The organism is Chryseobacterium sp. CCNWLW53 (assembly GCF_037083525.1).
GTDB lineage: Bacteria > Bacteroidota > Bacteroidia > Flavobacteriales > Weeksellaceae > Chryseobacterium > Chryseobacterium lathyri.
The window spans coordinates 143,699-163,964 of sequence record NZ_JBAOJR010000004.1 but is presented as its reverse complement, the minus strand read 5'-3'; the positions used below and the strand labels follow the sequence as shown (position 1 = coordinate 163,964).

Here is a 20,266-nt window from a genome sequence, read left to right as displayed (position 1 = left end):
GATTGGTGTGAATCTGAACAATAAAATCCTGGATAAATGCCAGGACTTTAAGGTCTATTTACTTTTCAATAATGATCTTTCTGGTAACACTTGAACCTTCGGTTTTAACAGTGCATAAATAAATTCCGTTGTTTAAATGTGAAACATTCACCTGAGACCGGTTTTCTACTTTCAATAGAGAAAGTCCTTTTAGATCGGTAATTTCAACGGTGAAATCTTTTATTGCTGGATCAGGTAATTCTACTGTTAAAATATCCTTCGCCGGATTTGGATAAATTTTTACAGATTCCAATGATTTTACTGGCTTTTCTTTACCTGCAGAAACGGCTGTAACGGTTGAAGATGCTGTTGCAAAATGCTGCATGGCACCTACCGCAGCTTTGGCTACTTTAAATACATAAACAGGATCTACATTAGCAAAAGTATCGTTCACCGTATGTTCAGTATAACTTCTTGTATATTCGTAAAAACCGGTGATCACATATCCTTTTTGTTCAAAAGGCATATAATCTGAGGAATAGGCGTTGGAAATACTGGTCTGAAGAGGAGAGTACAAGGTAGTGCATGTTGCCAGTTGCTGCGTAACAGTGTTGGAAGCTGCATTGTTTCCAGACTGGCCTGCAGTATCTCTTTCGCAGATGATTTTACTGTTGAGATTGCCTAGTTTACCACCTACCTGATCAAGATTAAAGACTAATTTGATATCCAGCTTTTTCACCCCGCTTTGGTACGCAACATTGTTGGCATAATGAGAACTTCCATATAAGCCCTGTTCCTCTCCTGAGAAATGAATAAACTTGATGGAATATTCCGTGGGAATATCTTTTAGGATTTTAGCTACCTCTAAAATAACCGAAGTTCCGCTGCCGTTATCATTGGTTCCAGGACCAGTAATGGTATCGTAATGTCCGCAGATAATCACATACTTATTAGGATACAAAGTCCCAGTTTTGGTAATAACCAGGTTCTTGGAGCTTGTACTTCCAAAAGTGAATGGATCCTCTACAATCTGGCTGGCAGAATATCCGTAAGAGGTATATTTATTCTTGATCCAGGCTAGGGTATTGGCATTATTCAATGATCCCGTCGTTTTTATCCCTAAATTGGAAAATTCCTGAAGATTGTTTGTTATGCTGGTCTGCGAAACCAGATCGGCCCTGTTCTTATAAGCCTGAATGAGAGTTTGGGCACTGACGTTTCCGGCCGCTAATGCAGCCCATAAAAAGATGGTACGTTTTTTCATATTAAATATTTTGGGTTGGTGTGTGATTATTTTTCTATAATGATTTTTTTGGTGATGCTGTTTTTATCGGATTTTACAGTGACCATATACGCTCCGTTTGCCAGACCGGAAGTATTCATTTTCTTTTCGTTTTCTGCATTTAAAATTAAGCGGCCATTCATATCACTAATTTCTACCTTAAAGTGACCGAGGTCCTTTGGCAACTCAATATTTAGAACATCACGGGCCGGATTAGGGTAAATCCTGATTGCTTCTAATGAATTTTTGGTATGTACATCATCTGTTGCCAGGGTAACGGTTGAAGCTACTGCAAAATGCTGCAATGCGCCCAAAGCCGCTTTTCCGACATTAAATACATAAACAGGATCCACATTGGCAAAAGTATCATTAACAGTATGTTCGTTATAGCTTCTGGTTGTTTCATAAAATCCTGTGATAATGTCCCCTTTATTTTCAAATGGCATATAATCCGAACTATAGGCATTTGACATGGTCGTCTGAAGCGGCGAATATAACGTGGTACAGGTAGCCAATTGTTGTGTCATCGCCAATGATGCTGCGTTATTACCGGTTTGCCCGCTCTGATCGCTTTCACACTTAATATTATTATTTACATTCCCCAGTTTTCCTCCAACCTGATCGATATTGAATACAACTTTCAGATTAAGCTGGCGTACATTATTCTGGAAAACAACATTATTGACATAGTGTGTACTTCCCAAAAGATTCTGCTCTTCACCGGAAAAATGAATAAATTTCACAGAATATTCTGTAGGTACATCTTTTAAAATTCTGGCTGCTTCCAGCATAATAGAAGTTCCGCTGCCATTGTCACTTACTCCGGGGCCAACTATGGTATCATAATGACCACAGATGATCACATAAGTGTCTGGATAGACGGTTCCTGTTTTGGTGACAATTAAATTTTTTGAAGTGTTGCCGTTATAGGTGAAACTGTCTTCTGTGATCTGGCTTACATCATACCCGTAAGACTGGTATTTGGTTTTGAGCCAGTTCAGTGCATTTGTATTTTCTACGGTACCAGTCGCTTTTACACCAAGATCTCCAAAATTCTGTAGGTTTGCTGTAATATTGGCTTGGGATATCTTATCAACCCTTATTTGATAAGCCTGTATAAAATTCTGGCCCTGAAGACTGTAAGCTGATAAAGAAAGGAGTAAAAGAGTCGTTATTTTTTTCACTTTTAACTAAAGATTTATAGATTTAATAATTCAGCAAATGTAGATAATAAAAATCAATTTATTTTATCCAAAATGAAAACTTTCTAATATGATTTTATTTTTTAATATGCTTTCCGAAACACGAAATTCCTTTAATTTATATGGATATAAAAAATCCCGGACATAGCCCGGGATTTATATTGATAACAAAAAATTCTACATTATTTTACTTGATCTACAACTGCTTTGAAAGCTTCAGGATGATTCATTGCTAAATCAGCTAAAACTTTTCTGTTAAGCTCTACGTTGTTCTTTTTAAGAGCTCCCATAAACTGAGAGTAAGACATTCCATGCTCTCTGGCACCCGCATTAATACGAGTAATCCAAAGTGATCTGAAGTTTCTCTTTTTCTCTTTTCTTCCACGGTAAGCATATTGCATTGCTTTTTCTACCGCGTTTTTAGCTACAGTCCAAACGTTCTTTCTTCTACCGAAAAAACCTTTAGCTTGCTTAATAATTTTCTTTCTGCGAGCTCTTGAAGCTACTGCATTTACTGATCTTGGCATAATTTAAATTGTTTTTTTGAAAGAGGCGGCAGTTAAACTGCTCTTAGTGGCACCATTTCAGGGTTAAATTGTTGAATTTGTTTGAATTCTTATAAACCGAATATAGATTTATAAAAACTACTTAATGGCTAATTGACGTAGAACGCTTTTTGTGTCCACAGCAGCAACGTAAGAAGTCTGCGTAAGATTTCTCTTCTGCTTAGTTTCTTTCTTAGTTAAGATGTGGCTTTTGAAAGCATTCTTTCTTTTAATCTTCCCAGTTCCGGTAAGTTTAAAACGCTTTTTAGCACCTGATTTCGTTTTTAATTTTGGCATTGTTCTGCTTTTTTATTGTTTTGTTATCAATATCTTGTCCTTGATTCCTGCAATACAGAGGAATTACAGTTTGCAAAGATACAAAAAAAATCAATCCAAACTTTCATTATCTGTGATTTTGTCAGATATAAATATAAAAAGCCGTTTCTCAATGAAACGGCTAAAAATAGAGGTTTTTATTATAAGAAGTCTTCAACGATGATATCGTTTCTTTCTTCATTATTTCCACCTAAAATAACTTTAATTCTGAATCCTGAAGGAATTGCAGCTCCGGTTCTTGAATAAAGCTGAAGCTTAACGTGCGGATTGGCTACATAATAGTTAACTGAGGTATTGGAACTCCAAAGAGCATTTCCGTCTCTGTAAATCACCATATTTCCATCGTTTTGTACAATAAGCCTAGGAGTACCTGAGCTTCTGTAGGTATTGGAATGCCAGATTACATTAGTTAGACCTGGTCTTTCCCTGTACAGAACAAGATTATTGTCCGTCTGCATGATAAATTTGTAAGTGCTGCCGCCGTATTCCATAGTGATGGATTGACCGGCTTCTAATATCTGCGGATGGTTGGTGCTCTCCTTTAAAAGGGTATAGCGTGTAAGATCCAAAATACGGGATTCATTGTTTTTACCTGCCATGTTGTGCTTTTCATTTTGCACATTCGTATTTACATTGTCAAGAGCATCATCCTGAGCGCAAGATGCAAGAAGCATCGTAAGACTTAATAAAGTCAGTAATTTAATTTTCATAGATTATGGTTTAACATTGCAAAAATAGTAATTATAATATTAAATCACAATTGTAAGATTAAATTAATGTAAACAAATCCTTTATTAATGGTAGTTTTAGATTAAATTTAACACACCATTAAGTGTATTTTAAATATTAAACCGCCATTTTTTTCAAATGACGGCTTTAAAATATTATAATGTAAATTGATTATGATTGAAAAAATGATAATAAATCTTTATTGATCGTTTCTGCTTCTGTAGTAGGCATTCCATGTGGAAATCCGGGATAAGAAATTAATTTTCCGTTTTTAAGAAGGGTAGCGGCAACCTTGCCGGTAGTTTCAAATGGTACGATCTGGTCGTCTTCACCATGTAATACCAAAACCGGTACCTCTACACTTTTAAGATCTTCTGTGAAATCTGTTTCAGAGAAAGCTTTAATACAGTCGTAATGAGCTTTGATAGATCCATTCATTCCTTGTCTCCACCAGTTCCTTTGGATACCTTCAGAAACTTTAGCTCCTTCTCTGTTATACCCGTAAAAAGGGAATGTAAGATCAATATAGAATTGCTGTCTGTGATGAGCAGTATTATTACGGATATCATCAAAAACAGACATGGGTACACCATTCGGATTGTTTTCGTTTTTAACCATAATTGGCGTAACGGCACTTATTAAAACTGCTTTTGCCACTCTTCCTTTTCCATGCTGTGCCACATATCTGATCACTTCACCACCTCCGGTAGAATGTCCTACATGGATAACATCTTTAAGATCCAAAGCTTCTACAATTTCTGCAACATCAGAAGCATAGGTGTCCATATTATGTCCTTCTGCAGTCTGTTCAGATCTTCCATGGCCTCTTCTGTCATGAGCAATAACTCTGTAGCCCTGTTCCAGGAAAAACAGCATCTGCGCATCCCAGTCATCACTGGATAATGGCCATCCATGATGAAAAAATACAGGCTGTCCTTTTCCCCAGTCTTTGTAATAAATTTCAGTTCCGTCTTTTAATGTAAGTGTGCTCATTGTTTTGTTTTTTATGATTAATAAATGAATAGTGTTTATATATCACAAATGTATATGGAAAATATTTGCAATATGTTGATCTAAGATAATATATTGATTAAAATATAAAGCAACATAATGCATTATTAACGCTAAATTAATAGAGCATCTAAGGAAAACAGTATCTTATGCGATTAAAGTATAACTGATAAAACGGAATAAACTAAAAAACCCCATTATCAGGGATATTTTTATCTAATACCTTTGATTATCTTTAACTCAACGATTATGGCCTGAGAAACACTGTTTCGAAACAGGTTAGCGGGTATTTTCCTATATTTACGTTTTTTAATTGAATAAAACTTAATAGAGACAAGAGTTTGATGTACAGACTGTTACTTATTTTTACTTTATGTATTTGTCCGTTTTTTGCTCAGGCACAGAATGTTTTAAGCAAATTAGAAAAGGAATATGACCATGCTTCAAAAAATACGACAGAGCAATTAAATCTGGCTCCCAAATTCGCTACTGCTTTATTTTTCCATAAATTTAAATCTAGATCTTACCAGATTTTAGAAACAAACATTCCCATTGCAGCCAAACAGGCCGATGGAAAATACGCTACCATTTTGTATGCTGTACAGGCTATGAATTATCGGCTTGATAATAAAGAAGCTGAATCTTTAAAAAGCTTGGACATGGCAAGGATGTATAGTTTAAAAACGAGCAGCAACGAAGCTAAAGGCTACTTCCAGTATGCAAAGGGCTGGATTCTGATCCGTAATAATAAAACGGCCGATGCTGTTGCTGCTTACTTGAAAGCCATCGACTATTACGAAAACTCGCCCACAACTTCTACGCTGTACGGAAGATTTGGCAACGCGGCTAAAGAGTTGTCCACTATTTATTCTAACCTTAATGAATACCAGCTGGAAGAAAAATACAGTAAACAGTTTTTGCTGTTGGCATCCAGGCAAAATGACCCTAATCTCATCTTCGATGCCTATATGCGGATGGGTTACGTATATGAACAGAAATACGCTCAAAATCTATCGGACACAGCGTTGAGAAATAAGGCAGAACAATATTATTTACAGTCTATTGCAACTTTCAACAAAAATAAAGAGGCTATGCTCAACAGGAGCAGTCTTTCATATGCCACCATCAATTTAGCGAATTTATATACTGAGTTTAATAGAGATAGGGCGATGCAATATGCGCAATTAGCCAATAGTGTGAGCCTGGAAACCGGTGATGCCATTCATATTGCTTCTTCATTTGGGATTTTGGCAGAACTGGCCCTGCAGAGTAAAAATTATGATTTAGCCAAGTCTTACTTTCTAAAAGCCTCTATGGAAATTGAGAAAAGCCCGGTCAGAGATCATAATATAGAATTATCTATTCTTGAATCTTTATCCCGAATTAGCGAAGAGCAAGGCAATTACAAAGAAGCGCTGACACACTATAAAAGCTATGTAGATAAATACAAAAGTATTTACGATCAGGAAAAACTGGATATTACCAAAAGGCTGGAATCGCAGTTTGATAAAGAACGACAGGAACAGAAGTACATAAAGCTCCAGCTGGAAAGTGATAAAAAAGCACAAGAAATCAGGTTGATCAATATTCTTCGGGCACAACGTGAACAGGTTTACAACAATTTAAAACTGGTGGAAGAAAATCAGCGGGAACGACTGAAATTTTCAGAGCTTGAATCGGAGAAAAAAGAGCAGCAACTCCGGTTGGCAAAATTAGAAACCAAGCAAAAAAACAATGACATCAGCAACTATAAAAAGCTTTTGACATTCAAGGAAAAGATCAATACCTATTACATTATTTTTATCTTTATTTTCATCGTTTTGATCGTCTTATTGCTGTATGCCTACAAGCAACGTGCAAAATCGATGAAACAAAGAGACGAGTTGCATGCCTTAGCCATGGAAAAAGAGAAACAGAATTCAAAAATATCTACGCTTACTGCATTGTTGGAGGGACAGGAGCAGGAGCGAGGCCGTTTAGCCCGCGATCTTCATGACGGATTGGGTGGTCTGCTTTCTGGAACTAAACTTCAGCTGTCTTCTTTAGATCTCCATCAATCCGAAAATATAGAGGATGGAATTTCAAAATCAATTAACCAGATTGATGGTGCTGTGGAAGAGCTGAGACGTGTAGCACATAATTTAATGCCCGATTTATTAATGAAATACGGTTTAGAAGCAGCTATCCAGGAGTTTGCCACTCGCATGTCCAACAGCGCATTAGACATCCATACCGAATTTATTAATTACAGTAACTCCATACCAGAAGACAAGCAACTGATCTTATATAGGATCATTCAGGAATTGGTCAATAATGCCATAAAACATGCCGATACTTCTGAAATTATTATTCAGATAAGTGAAGAAGAAAATGTATTACATCTTACGGTGGAGGATAACGGTAAAGGTTTTGACCCTGCAAGTTTAGACGTAAGAAAAACGGCAGGTTTTCATAATATAGAATCAAGGGTCCAGTTTTTAAAAGGAACGATGAACATCACCTCCGAATTGAATATCGGGACCAGTATAGAACTTCAAATTCCTATTCATTAACATGATAAAAGTAGCCATAACAGACGATCATCCACTTCTATTGGAAGGATTGAAGAATATTTTAGGAAACAGCGATACGATAGATGTAGTAGATTGTTTCAAAAGCGTTTCAGAAATGAATGCAGGCCTGGCAAAACAGGCTGTCGATATTTTGTTGCTGGATATTAACCTGGTAGATACCAACAGTATCGAACTCATAAAACCTTTAAAGAAAAAGTACGGGAATCTCCGGATTATTATGCTTAGCGTTCATAATGAGCTGCCTGTGATTAACAGCACTCTGGCTGAAGGTGCTTTGGGATACATCCAGAAGAATGCTTCAGTTTCCGAAATTCTTGAAGGTATTAATGCTGTATATGCAGGTAACCGGTTTTTATGCTCGCAAACCAAGTCTGTTTTGGAGAAAAAATCCGCGGATGGGCTACATCAGGTTCCAAAACTGACAAGAAGAGAAAAAGAAATTTTAGCCGAAGTAGCGAAAGGACTCACGACCAATCAAATGGCAGAAAAGCTTTTCATCAGCCCGCACACCGTAGAAAGTCACCGGAAAAACCTTATTGAAAAATTTCAGACTTCTAATCTTAGTTCAGCCATTAAACTGGCCATAGAATACGGTTTGATTATCGAATAGATAGGACTCTTGTGAACTGCAATCTGGAATTTTTATAAAACAAAGATAAGATTTGATTAATTATTAATAAAGGAGCTAAGAAAACAACAAAGTCGCTGATGAAGCTCTAAGGGTACGTGTATGCTTAGAAAGAAGCAATGAAATATTTGCTTAAATATATCAAAAAAGGCCTGCTTACATCGTAAAGCAGACCTTTTTTTATATAAATCAAATAATTAGGTGTGTAATAATTAATCTTTGAATTTCAATACAGCTTGAAATAGGTTTTTCTTTCCTGTTAAGTCATATTCATCATTATATATAGACTCATACATGAATACATAAGCATTTCCGTCAAAATCTTTTAAATTGATTGCCTGGTCCGTCATAATGTCATAAAACCTTGTAATGGTACGCGTAGCCGTCCATTGTTTTAAATTGCCTTTAGGGTTTTTATCGAACCTATGATCTTTGGCATCGGTATAATACCAATAGGATGGTGCCGTATCCATCAAAAATAGCTCTTTGTCTTTGTTATATAATTCCTCCGCCATTCCCGTATTCTGAAACCATGGAACCTCGGGGTTATAAGGACCTGCAGCAGCCGTATAGATATCCTTATCCGTAGTGGCTCCAATTAAAAAACCTTCCAGATTGACAGAAGTAATTTCGAATAGGAAAGCAGTTTTTTTCAGTTCGTAAACATCATTGACAGGTTCAATTACTTTGCCGTCTTGTTTAATAACTACTTTTAACGCTTGTGCAAAAAACAAACAACTTAGTAAACAAAAAAGGAGGGTTAAACTTACTTTTTTCATTATATCTCTTTAAATAACTGCAGCAAAGATATTGGACTTCAGCTCCATAAACACTGGCTGGTTTCAGGGGTTTTTTATCTTGTTTTTAAGGGGATCGGTGTATTCAAAGCATCAGCTAACAAAACGGCTTAAGATAGGTATAAATGGCTGAAAGCAGGGATATGTTAAATGGTATATTTTAGAGAATTTTACAAAAGATAAATTAAGTATTGTAGACACATGAAAAATGTAATAATCAACTTTTCACTTGTGATAGCTTTGCTGGCTTCTTGTTCACCTTCTACAGAAAAAAAATTAGACCAGGTAGCTTCTACTACGGTAAAAAAAGATACTGTTCAGACGTCCGGTTCGGTAAAGGATCATATTTCAAAAGCTGATATGTCGACTGATTTTTCAGCGTTGGTTCCTATTGATGTATTAAACAGCAAAAGCACAAATATGTATGAAAAATATGGTATAGAATTTTCCGGCAATTGTTATTCATGCGATTTGGCAAGCTTATCCATCACTAAGGATAAAATGATATGGACCAATGTCTGCGATGAGAATGATACTTTTAAAATTGATGAGTTCTCATTCTCTGTCGAAGGAAGCAAAACTATTTTAAAAACATCAGAAAGAACATATATTTTAACCCAAATAGATAAAGCACCTGTCTACGAGCTGGCTATAGAAGGTCAAAAGCTGGAATTAAATAATAAAAGAATATCCAGATATTTTACAACCCACAAAGCTTTGTCTCTTTTCAAAGAGCATGATTGTGGAGATTTTGAAGGATAACACAATCTTATAAATTATTTTGAAAATAAGCAGTTGACTCACAACAGATCAGTCTTAAAAGTTGAGGGAGAATCTTTAGTTATTCAAAGAAATTTACATTAAAATGATCTACTTATATAAAAACACAATACTATATAATCATTTTATTCGTAAGTAAATTTAGCTTCCTCAACTTTAACGATTGATCCGGATCAACTATTTTTTTCTATATCTTTTAAAACTTTTCCTGAAAACTTTAATATAAAAAAACCTCAAAATATTTTGAGGTTTTTTATATAATAAGTAACAGACATTGAGTCTGTTAAAACTATTTAGCTGGTTTTTTAGGACTCATCATCATGATCATTCTTTTTCCTTCAAGTTTTGGAAGCTGGTCTACTTTTCCAACATGCTCCAATTCCTGAGCAAGTTTTAGAAGCAAAATTTCTCCCTGGTCTTTAAAGATAATTGAACGTCCTTTAAAAAATACGTAGGTTTTTAATTTTGAACCTTCTTCAAGAAACTTTTCAGCATGCTTCTTCTTAAATTCATAATCGTGATCATCAGTCTGAGGTCCGAAACGGATCTCTTTTACAACCACTTTTACCTGCTTAGCTTTTAGTTCCTTCTGCTTTTTCTTTTGCTCGTATAAAAACTTTTTATAGTCTAATATCCTTGCAATGAAAGGCTCAGCCTTATCGGAGATTACTACCAGATCAAGTTCCTGCTCTGTGGCAAGTTGTCTTGCTTTGTCAATCGGATAAACTCCCGGCTCTACGTTATCGCCCACCAAACGAAGCTCTCTCACACGAATTTTATCGTTGATCAAGTGTAAGTCCTCCTGTACCGGACGTCTCTGTGGGCCCCTGTTGTTAAATCTTTGTGCTATTGTATTATAATTTTATTGGTTAATTACTAATTTTAATTGAAACATTTAAAATTAAAAAGATGAATTTTTTATTTCAATTCCTTATTCTTTAAATGTTCTTAGATTGCTGCCTCTTTTTTAAAGTAAGAAACAAAATCTTCCATATTCATGACTCCAAGATCACCTTCACCACGTCTTCTTACAGAAATTGTGCCGTCATTCTCCTCATTTTCACCTACAACCAACATGAACGGAATCTTTTTCAACTCCGCATCACGGATCTTTTTCCCTGTTTTCTCATTTCTGTCGTCAATCAGACCGCTAATATCGTGATTTTCCAAAAATTGTGAAACTTTTTTTGCATAATCTACATATTTTTCACTGATCGGGAGAATAATGAACTGATCAGGGCTTAGCCATAACGGGAAATCACCTGCAGTATTCTCTAAAAGGATTGCGATAAAACGTTCCATAGAACCGAATGGTGCTCTGTGAATCATCACCGGTCTGTGCTTCTCATTATCGTTTCCGATGTAGTGAAGATCAAATCTTTCCGGTAAATTATAATCCACCTGGATGGTTCCCAGCTGCCATTTTCTTCCCAAAGCATCTTTCACCATGAAATCCAGCTTTGGACCGTAGAAGGCTGCTTCTCCGTATTCCACAATGGTTTTTAATCCTTTTTTCTCAGCTGCATTGATGATTGCGTTTTCGGCCTTTTCCCAATTTTCATCAGAACCGATATATTTTTCTCTGTTATCAGGATCTCTTAAAGACACCTGAGTTACAAAATCTTCAAAACCTAATGATTTGAACACATAAAGTGTTAAATCAATTACTTTTTCAAACTCTTCTGAAAGCTGATCCGGAGTACAGAAAAGGTGGGCATCATCCTGAGTAAATCCACGAACTCTTGTCAACCCGTGAAGCTCTCCACTTTGCTCATATCTGTAAACAGTCCCGAATTCTGCATATCTCTTCGGAAGATCCCTGTAGCTCCATTGCGAAGTTTTGTAGATCTCACAGTGGTGAGGGCAGTTCATAGGCTTCAGCATGAATTCTTCTCCTTCATTCGGAGTTTTGATCGGCTGGAAGCTGTCTGCACCATATTTATCCCAGTGTCCGGAAGTCACATACAATTCTTTTGACCCGATATGTGGCGACATGACGAACTCATAACCTCCTTTTTTCTGAGCATCAGAAAGGAAATTCTCTAATTTTCTTCTTAAAGCAGTCCCTTTTGGCAACCATAACGGAAGTCCTGCACCTACTTTTTCAGAGAATGCAAAAATGCCAAGTTCCTTACCCAGTTTTCTGTGGTCTCTTCTCTTCGCTTCTTCCAGTTTTTCAAGATACTCAGTAAGCTCTTTCTGTTTAGGGAAAGAAATACCGTAAACTCTTGTTAATTGAGGATTTTTTTCATTTCCTCTCCAGTAAGCTCCCGCTGCATTTAAAATCTTAACCGCTTTTACAATACTTGTATTGGGAATATGTCCTCCACGACATAGATCTGTGAAATCATCGTGTGTTACAAAAGTGATTTCTCCGTCATTAAGATTCGTAATAAGCTCAACTTTGTAAGGATTATCTGCATATGTTTTTAATGCTTCTTCTTTGGAAACAGGATATAAAGAGAATGTGGAACCTTTCTTGGCATTTTCCAAAACTTTCTTTTCAATCTTCTCGAAATCCTTTTCAGATAAGCTCTCGTCCCCGAAATCCACATCATAATAGAATCCGCTTTCAATGGCAGGTCCTATGGTTAGCTTAGCATTAGGATAAAATTCAAGGATAGCCTGCGCCAGAAGGTGGGCAGAAGAATGCCAGAACGCTTTCTTTCCAAGATCATCATTCCAGGTTAACAATTGTACCGTTGAATCCGTGGTTATAGGTGTGGTCGTTTCTACTTGTTTGCCGTTTACAATTGCGGAGATGGTATTTCTAGCCAATCCCTCGCTTATAGATTTTGCCACATCTAAAGGAGTAACTTCTCCTTCGAATTCTTTGACACTATTGTCTGGAAGTGTAATTTTTATCATTGTTTACTAAGAAATTTTAAGATGCAAAAATACGCATTTTTTAAATAATATGCTATTTTTAAAGTATATTTGAATTAAGAATTACTGTTGAATCTTCAAATTTAGATCCGTTATTTTAAATGTATCCATCCCCAATCTGAATTTTTCATAAAGAAACACACTGACATTATCGTTATTTTGTAGTAACAATGCTATGATAATGAGGTTTTTGTGCTGTAAATTCTATGATAATTCAAAGAAAAAGAAACGATAATATGTACGATGATATGAAAAACTTTAATATTGACCTGCACTGTGATTTATTATACTATTTATTAAAAGCGGGCTCCACAATTGATGACAGAGAGTTGGGATGCTCACTTCCGTATCTAAAAGAAGGGAATGTAAAACTCCAGGTTATGGCAATATATGCATCAACAGATGCAAACAGTACCGTTGAGGGTGTAAAACAGAGTGAAATATTTTCAGATCTTTTAAAGAATGAAAACTTCTTCCTGTTTGAAAACGGAAATTATAAAAATACTGAAAACAAAGATAGAGTAGGTATTATAGCTTCCATTGAAAATGCATCTGCTTTTTGCGGAGAAGATGATACTCTGGAAGCAGGGTTTAAAAATCTGGAAACCATCATCGAAAACACACAAAAAATTCTTTACCTGGGAATTACCCACCACACTGAAAACCGTTTTGGGGGAGGGAACACCTCTGAAGCCGGCCTGAAGGATGACGGAAAAGTCCTGATCGACTATATTTCAGACCGGAGAATTGCTATTGATCTTTCCCACACAAGTGATCAGCTGGCATATGATATTCTTAATTATGTAGACCAAAAAAATTATAACATTCCTATTTTAGCAAGCCACTCCAATTACAGGAATATTCAGAACAAAAAAAGAAATCTTCCGGATGAACTGGCGAAAGAAATTATTAAAAGGAAAGGGCTGATCGGGCTAAACCTTATCCGTGAATGGCTTGATGAAAAGAATCCGGAGAGATTATATGAACATATTCAACATGGGCTTGATCTGGGAGGAGAGGATGCCATTGCCTATGGTGCAGATTTTTTCTACGACAAAGGGCATCCGGATAAATCCCGCTATCCCTTTTTCTTTGAAGGCTATGATAATGCATCATTATTTAACACCACCAACAGCAGAATTGAAAAAGATTTTTCCACAGAGATAATGGAAAAGATCAGTCATAAAAATGCATTGGACTTTATAGAAAGATTTAAGTTTTAGTCTGGTGGCTTCGGCTCTTCATCCATCAGATACTGTTAAAAAAAACGAAAATCCTGTAGTTGGTTGAAATTATCGGAGTCATCTGCAGGATTTTTAACTCTTTCTCTTATATCTTACTTTCTGCTTGATAATCTCTATCACATCCACGTTTTTCACCTTAGATTTTACCCAGCCATGGATGTCAATATAGAACAGTGATCTCCTGTAATATTCATTTTTAGAAAATCCATCAAGCACTTCATCAAAAGCATCAAAAGCTTTATGATGTTGATCTAATACCAGACTGTTAATGTTTTTAAAAAACTGAATGCTTTCAAAATGAAATGCTTCCGGTTTCTTCATTTTTCGGGCAAATTTAAGGGTAGAATTGATGAATTCATCATAATCTTCATCATTCCCGGATTCATATTTCGCCATTAGAATCAGGATCCTTGTGTGGAATAGAAGATCTTCCTGAACATTACCCTTACACTCAACAACCTTCATGGAATATTCGATGGATTTTTTAAACTTTTTGCTTCCGAAAAACATGGCTGCCATTTTCAGATAAAGGATCATAAAATGATGCTCGTCAATTTTTTCCCGAAGTCTTTCCATCTTCAGTTCAATCTCAGGGATAAGTTTGGTCCCTGTGAAAAATTCACCTTTTACAAAATGAATGTTCATTAAAGTATTGTAATGGGTAAGAAAGATCAGTGCCTGCAGATTTTCATTCTGAGCAAAATTCTGTGAATTGACCATCGCATTGAAATGCTCAAAATGCTCCTCCAGGATATCAATATTTCCATAAAGGAACAGAATTTTCAGCAGGTAAGTGTTTCCTTTAATATACCACACCGGATGGCTGATGATCATCTCTGGTTTCTTGTGGAACAGATCTACCCACTGATAGGCATATTTCAGGGTATATTTATAATCCTGAAGCAGTTGGTTTTTCCACACATGAGCTTTGAAATACCAAAGCTTTTCTGTGAAATTCAGTTGGTCTAGTTTAATTTTCTTAATCTGATCATTGAACAGATTCAATACTTTTTCCCGGTCTGTATCATTTTTCACATAGCCATACGTAAGCATTTCACTGTATAATTTCAGCGACAGATTAGAAAGCTCTGTTGCATAATGATTCTGTTTGCTGATTTCTGTAGATTGCTTAATCAGTTCATCGGCACGCCCTTCAATGCTTCGGGTAATAAATTGTGATTCAATGACTTTTTCAAGATTGATGATTTCAGACGCAATGCTTTTTTCATCCAGTTCCAGGGCAGACTGTTTGGTCTTATCCAGTATTTTCAAAGCCTGCTTATAAAGTCCTTTTTGATATAAAATATTTGCAAAATCAAGCTGTTCACGAAGCTGTATCCTGTAGTTCTGATGACTGGGATTCATTCGTAGGCTTACGAGGATCTGCTTATAAAGATGGGCTTTCAGATTGGAAAGCTGCTGTTTGGTAGAAATTTTTTTCTCAATGATGATCTGCTCATCATATTCCTTCATCTTATCCAGTTCCGAGAAAAGGAGTAGAAATTTGGCATCAACATTAATTCCGAGACGATTCACATACAGCCTGAACTGTCGTTTTTCAGAAGTGGTTAATGACTTAATCAGTACAAACAAAAAATCTTTCTGCAATTCTGCCATTGTAAATTTATAAAATGTAATAAATTGATTATTAAGTAAATGTAGTTATTTTTCCGGCTGTTGAATATTGTAATTTTCAGTCAAGGTGAAAATGTAAAAATATTGTAAGCAGTAGTTTTGATCAAAATTAAGTAAAAAACTTCATTATGAATTCCGAAAAAATCGAAATTTTTGATACAACGCTGAGGGATGGGGAGCAGGTTCCCGGATGTAAACTGAATACAAAACAAAAACTGATTATAGCAGAAAGGCTCGATAAGCTAGGAATTGATGTAATAGAAGCCGGTTTCCCGATTTCAAGCCCCGGAGATTTCGAATCTGTTTCTGAAATTTCAAAACTGGTAAAAAATGCCAAAGTCTGCGGACTGACAAGAGCTAATAAAAAAGACATTGATACAGCTGCTGAAGCATTGAAATATGCAAAGAGGCCTCGTATTCATACAGGAATCGGAACTTCTGATTCTCATATTAAATATAAATTCAATTCAACACGTGAGGATATTCTGGAGCGGGCAGTAGAAGCCGTAAAATATGCCAAAAGCTATGTAGAAGATGTAGAATTTTATGCGGAAGATGCAGGAAGAACCGATAATGCCTACCTGGCAAGAGTCTGCGAAGAAGTAATTAAAGCCGGAGCCACCGTTTTGAATATCCCGGATACAACAGGTTATTGCCTTCCCGAAGAATATGGTCAGAAAATAAAATACCTGAAAGAAAATGTAAAAGGTATTGAAAAAGCAATTCTGTCGTGCCATTGCCATAATGATTTAGGTCTTGCTACAGCCAATTCCATTGCAGGGGTCATCAATGGAGCACGCCAGATCGAATGTACGATAAACGGTTTGGGAGAACGGGCTGGAAACACAGCATTGGAAGAAGTGGTCATGATTTTAAAACAGCATAAGGACTTAAATTTTCATACAGATATCAACTCAACAATGCTTAATGAAATGAGTTTGATGGTTTCAGATCTGATGGGAATGCCGGTACAGCCTAATAAAGCTATCGTAGGAGCCAATGCTTTTGCACACAGTTCAGGCATTCATCAGGATGGAGTCATTAAAAACCGTGAAACCTATGAAATTATTGATCCAGCAGAAGTAGGTGTCAATGCTTCATCTATTATTCTTACAGCGAGAAGCGGGCGTTCTGCATTAGCATACAGATTTAAGCATATCGGTTATGATATCACCAAAAATGAACTTGACTTTTTGTATCAGGAATTTTTAAAAATTGCAGACCGAAAGAAAGAAGTTAAAAATGACGATCTGTACATGATCATGGAAACATGCAGCCGGAAAATAGGATAATATTGATTTAAAATCAACGAGAATTGAATATGGACAACAATAAAAAGACACTTTTTGACAAAGTTTGGGATGCTCACGTAATAGAAACGATTCCCGACGGCCCTCAAATCATTTATATAGATAAACACCTTATCCATGAGGTAACCAGCCCTCAGGCTTTTGCAGAACTTGAAGCCAGAAATCTTGAAATTTTCAGACCAAAGCAGATCGTAGCTACGGCAGATCACAATGTTCCGACCCTTAATCAGGAACAGCCTATTCGGGATGAACTGTCCAGAAATCAGGTGGAACAGCTGACAGAGAACTGCAAAAAAAACAATATCGAATTATTCGGATTGGGACATCAGTATCAGGGAATCGTACACATCATTGCTCCCGAATTGGGAATTACCCAGCCGGGAATGAGTATTGTATGCGGCGATAGTCATACCTCTACACACGGCGCTTTTGGCGCTATAGCTTTCGGGATTGGAACCAGCCAGGTTGCTCAGGTCTTTGCCAGTCAGTGCTTGCTGCTCAATAAACCGAAGTCAATGAGGATTACAGTCAATGGAAAACTTAATGATAATGTTCAGGCAAAAGATGTCATCCTTTATATTATTTCCAAAATCGGAACTGATGGTGGAACAGGATATTTCTGTGAATATGCCGGAAATGTTTTTGAAGAAATGTCCATGGAAGGAAGAATGACTGTCTGCAATATGAGTATTGAGATGGGAGCACGAGGAGGAATGATAGCACCGGATCAAACCACTTTCGATTATGTAAAAGGAAAAACATTTGCGCCTAAAGGAGAAGAATGGAAAGATAAACTGGCCTATTGGAAAACTTTAAAAACGGATGAAGGCGCTGTTTTTGATAAAGAGCTGACATTCGATGCTTCGGATATTTTCCCAATGATTACTTACGGAACCAACCCGGGAATGGGAATTTCAGTACACGAAGTCATTCCGGTTCCTCAGACTGAATCTGAAGAAAAAGCCTTAAAATACATGGGATTAAAGGCTGGCCAGGAAATTTCCGGCATTAAAGTACATTATGTATTTATCGGAAGCTGTACCAATGCACGGATAGAAGATTTCCGTTCTGCAGCACAGTATATCAAAGGAAAAAGTAAGTCCGAAAATGTAAAGGCCTTAATTGTTCCGGGTTCTCAACAGGTTGTAAAGCAGATCCATGAAGAAGGATTGGATAAGATTTTCAATGATGCTGGATTCCAGATCCGTCAACCGGGATGTTCTGCCTGTCTGGCAATGAATGATGATAAAATTCCTGAAGGAGAATACTGTGTCTCAACCTCAAACAGGAATTTTGAAGGCAGACAGGGACAAGGCGCGAGAACCATTCTTGCCAGTCCGCTTACTGCAGCAAAAGCAGCGATAGAAGGTAAAATTTCTGCTTTTGAAAATTTAAACTAAATCCATTAAAAAGTACATGCAAAAATTAGTTGTTTTAAAATCCCGTGCAGTACCGCTGCCGGCAGAAAATATAGATACAGACCAAATTATTCCGGCAAGATTTCTTAAAAGCATTGACAGAAAAGGTTTTGGAGAGAACCTGTTCAGAGACTGGAGATTCAATATTCATACAGGAGAACCGAATCCGGATTTTGTTTTAAACAATCCTAAATTCAGTGGTGAAATTCTTGTTGCGGGAAATAATTTCGGTTGTGGAAGCAGCCGTGAACACGCGGCCTGGTCTTTGACAGATTATGGCTTCAAAGTAATCATATCGAGCTATTTTGCGGATATTTTTAAAGGAAATGCCCTGAACAACGGACTTCTCCCTGTGAAAGTTTCTGAAGAATTTTTAAAAGAAATTCTGGAAGGAATCCAGGAAAATCCTGATAATGAAATTGCCATTGATGTGGAATTACAATCGATAAGCTTTAAGGATACAACCGAAACTTTTGAGCTTGATTCCTATAAAAAAATATGCCTGCTGAACGGCTATGATGATATTGATTTTTTAATCAGCAAAAAGCAGGCTATAGAACAATTTGAACTAAAAACACAAAAGTATGAGCAACAGTTATTTTAAAATAGCAGTTCTTCCCGGCGACGGGATTGGGCCGGAAGTGGTCAGTGAAAGTATTAAAGTATTGGATGCTGTGGCTGAAGTCTTTAAATGCCGGTTCCAGTTTTCCTATGGATTAATGGGCGCTGAAGCCATTTTTAAAACTGGCGATCCACTTCCAGAAGAAACATTAAAGATTTGCAAAGATTCGGATGCTGTTCTGTTTGGAGCGATTGGAGATCCGGTTTTTGATAACAATCCTGAAGCAAAGGTACGACCTGAGCAGGGACTATTGAAGCTCCGTAAAGAACTGGGATTGTATGCTAACATCAGACCTCTGAAAACTTATCCTTCACTGATTGATAAGAGTCCTTTGAAAAGAGAGATTATCGAGGGAACGGATATCCAGATCTTCAGGGAGCTTGTGAGTGGTATTTATTTCGGTGAAAAATTTACAGATCCGGATGGTAAATATGCCTATGATGTCTGTAAATACAGCACGGAAGAGATTATTCCTATTGCCCATATGGCTTTTAAGGAAGCTGAAAAAAGGAAAAAGAAGCTTACGCTGATCGACAAGGCTAATGTTCTGGATACTTCGAGACTTTGGAGAAAGACCTGCCAGAAAATTGCCACTCAATATCCTGATGTACAGCTGGATTATATATTTGTTGATAATGCGGCTATGCAGCTGGTTCTGAACCCAAAACAGTTTGATGTTATCCTGACCGAAAATATGTTCGGAGATATTATTTCTGACGAAGCCAGCGTTATTGGCGGGTCCATCGGGCTTTTGCCATCAGCATCTATAGGTGAGGAAAATGCTTTATTTGAGCCAATCCATGGCTCTTATCCACAGGCTAAAGGAAAAGGTATTGCCAATCCTGTGGCCTCAATCCTAAGCGCAACTATGATGCTCGATTATCTTGAACTTCCGGAAGCGGCAGATAAATTAAGAAGGGCAGTAGAGCATGCTATTGAAAACAGATATGTTACGGTAGACCTTAATGCTGAGCAGCATTATTCTACAAGTGAAGTAGGTAGTTTTATTGCAGATTATATTAAGTATTCTGAGAAATCTTATTACAATTTTGAAAATATCAAGATCGGAAAATCTACCATCGTATGATCATTTAAGTCCATATAATAATAGATTAGTAAGAAAGATTCTGTTCATTTGAGCGGAATCTTTCGTTTTTATCTGCTTAAGATTTACAAGAACATGCTTTTTAAATCACAAAAGTCACAAAAGCTTAGTTGAACACTTTAATTATTTTAAGGTTAATACATTACGCATATGAAGTACACTTAAGTTATATTAAAATCTTTGA

At 36.7% G+C, this 20,266-nt stretch carries 18 protein-coding genes; 8 read left to right on the top strand and 10 right to left on the bottom strand.

The window, feature by feature from the left end:
• Positions 1 to 58 precede the first annotated feature (58 nt).
• From V6R96_RS13930 to V6R96_RS13905, 6 genes are all read right to left on the bottom strand, one after another.
• The gene (locus V6R96_RS13930) at positions 59 to 1,243 is read right to left on the bottom strand and encodes a M28 family peptidase (RefSeq protein WP_111953278.1); all 1,185 of its coding nucleotides are present in this window, start codon (positions 1,241 to 1,243) and stop codon (positions 59 to 61) included.
• Between the two features lie 26 nt (positions 1,244 to 1,269).
• Positions 1,270 to 2,445 carry a M28 family peptidase gene (locus V6R96_RS13925; protein ID WP_336379424.1) on the bottom strand — a complete coding sequence of 392 codons (1,176 nt, stop codon included), beginning with the start codon at positions 2,443 to 2,445 and terminating at the stop codon, positions 1,270 to 1,272.
• A gap of 200 nt (positions 2,446 to 2,645) precedes the next feature.
• Complete coding sequence (rplT, locus tag V6R96_RS13920) at positions 2,646 to 2,990, bottom strand: 50S ribosomal protein L20 (RefSeq protein WP_034705993.1); 345 nt, start codon at positions 2,988 to 2,990, stop codon at positions 2,646 to 2,648.
• 117 nt (positions 2,991 to 3,107) lie between these two features.
• Positions 3,108 to 3,305: a 50S ribosomal protein L35 gene (gene rpmI, locus V6R96_RS13915; protein ID WP_047453167.1), complete on the bottom strand. Its 198-nt coding sequence runs from the start codon at positions 3,303 to 3,305 to the stop codon at positions 3,108 to 3,110.
• Between the two features lie 179 nt (positions 3,306 to 3,484).
• Complete coding sequence (locus V6R96_RS13910) at positions 3,485 to 4,054, bottom strand: hypothetical protein (RefSeq protein WP_336379425.1); 570 nt, start codon at positions 4,052 to 4,054, stop codon at positions 3,485 to 3,487.
• Positions 4,055 to 4,244: 190 nt separating this feature from the next.
• Positions 4,245 to 5,066 carry an alpha/beta fold hydrolase gene (locus tag V6R96_RS13905; protein ID WP_111953282.1) on the bottom strand — a complete coding sequence of 274 codons (822 nt, stop codon included), beginning with the start codon at positions 5,064 to 5,066 and terminating at the stop codon, positions 4,245 to 4,247.
• A 362-nt stretch (positions 5,067 to 5,428) separates the two neighbouring features.
• Between V6R96_RS13905 and V6R96_RS13900 the strand changes: the two genes are divergently transcribed.
• Together V6R96_RS13900 and V6R96_RS13895 are read left to right on the top strand one after the other, a co-directional pair.
• Positions 5,429 to 7,636 (top strand): ATP-binding protein, encoded by a 2,208-nt coding sequence (locus tag V6R96_RS13900; RefSeq protein WP_336379426.1) that lies wholly within the window; start codon positions 5,429 to 5,431, stop codon positions 7,634 to 7,636.
• A 1-nt stretch (position 7,637) separates the two neighbouring features.
• Positions 7,638 to 8,267 carry a response regulator transcription factor gene (locus V6R96_RS13895; protein ID WP_111953286.1) on the top strand — a complete coding sequence of 210 codons (630 nt, stop codon included), beginning with the start codon at positions 7,638 to 7,640 and terminating at the stop codon, positions 8,265 to 8,267.
• A gap of 230 nt (positions 8,268 to 8,497) precedes the next feature.
• Here V6R96_RS13895 and V6R96_RS13890 read toward each other — a convergent pair whose 3' ends face one another.
• Positions 8,498 to 9,019 carry a hypothetical protein gene (locus V6R96_RS13890; protein WP_336379427.1) on the bottom strand — a complete coding sequence of 174 codons (522 nt, stop codon included), beginning with the start codon at positions 9,017 to 9,019 and terminating at the stop codon, positions 8,498 to 8,500.
• 264 nt (positions 9,020 to 9,283) lie between these two features.
• Between V6R96_RS13890 and V6R96_RS13885 the strand changes: the two genes are divergently transcribed.
• A complete protein-coding gene (locus V6R96_RS13885) occupies positions 9,284 to 9,844 on the top strand; it encodes a hypothetical protein (protein WP_336379428.1) in 561 nt (186 codons plus the stop codon).
• Between the two features lie 307 nt (positions 9,845 to 10,151).
• Here the strand turns inward: V6R96_RS13885 and infC are convergent, their stop codons facing one another.
• Positions 10,152 to 10,652, bottom strand: coding sequence for a translation initiation factor IF-3 (gene infC / locus V6R96_RS13880; protein WP_172617123.1), 501 nt, complete (start codon positions 10,650 to 10,652; stop codon positions 10,152 to 10,154).
• Between the two features lie 158 nt (positions 10,653 to 10,810).
• The gene (gene thrS / locus V6R96_RS13875; protein WP_336379429.1) at positions 10,811 to 12,730 is read right to left on the bottom strand and encodes a threonine--tRNA ligase; all 1,920 of its coding nucleotides are present in this window, start codon (positions 12,728 to 12,730) and stop codon (positions 10,811 to 10,813) included.
• Positions 12,731 to 12,954: 224 nt separating this feature from the next.
• On the opposite strand from thrS, the gene V6R96_RS13870 reads away from it, so the two are divergent.
• Positions 12,955 to 13,971: a membrane dipeptidase gene (locus V6R96_RS13870; protein WP_336379430.1), complete on the top strand. Its 1,017-nt coding sequence runs from the start codon at positions 12,955 to 12,957 to the stop codon at positions 13,969 to 13,971.
• A gap of 93 nt (positions 13,972 to 14,064) precedes the next feature.
• On the opposite strand, the gene V6R96_RS13865 is transcribed toward V6R96_RS13870, so the two are convergent.
• Positions 14,065 to 15,609: a hypothetical protein gene (locus V6R96_RS13865; protein WP_336379431.1), complete on the bottom strand. Its 1,545-nt coding sequence runs from the start codon at positions 15,607 to 15,609 to the stop codon at positions 14,065 to 14,067.
• A gap of 146 nt (positions 15,610 to 15,755) precedes the next feature.
• Between V6R96_RS13865 and V6R96_RS13860 the strand changes: the two genes are divergently transcribed.
• The 4 genes from V6R96_RS13860 to leuB are packed head-to-tail and all read left to right on the top strand — an operon-like array spanning position 15,756 to position 20,064.
• Complete coding sequence (locus V6R96_RS13860) at positions 15,756 to 16,919, top strand: 2-isopropylmalate synthase (protein WP_336379432.1); 1,164 nt, start codon at positions 15,756 to 15,758, stop codon at positions 16,917 to 16,919.
• A 29-nt stretch (positions 16,920 to 16,948) separates the two neighbouring features.
• Positions 16,949 to 18,337: a 3-isopropylmalate dehydratase large subunit gene (gene leuC, locus V6R96_RS13855; RefSeq protein ID WP_336379433.1), complete on the top strand. Its 1,389-nt coding sequence runs from the start codon at positions 16,949 to 16,951 to the stop codon at positions 18,335 to 18,337.
• A gap of 16 nt (positions 18,338 to 18,353) precedes the next feature.
• Positions 18,354 to 18,959, top strand: a complete 606-nt coding sequence (gene leuD, locus V6R96_RS13850) for a 3-isopropylmalate dehydratase small subunit (protein ID WP_336379434.1) — start codon at positions 18,354 to 18,356, stop codon at positions 18,957 to 18,959.
• Entirely contained in the window at positions 18,940 to 20,064 is a 1,125-nt protein-coding gene (leuB, locus tag V6R96_RS13845) for a 3-isopropylmalate dehydrogenase (protein ID WP_336379435.1), read from the top strand. Before leuD ends, leuB begins: the two co-directional genes overlap by 20 nt.
• The last annotated feature ends 202 nt before the right edge of the window (positions 20,065 to 20,266 follow it).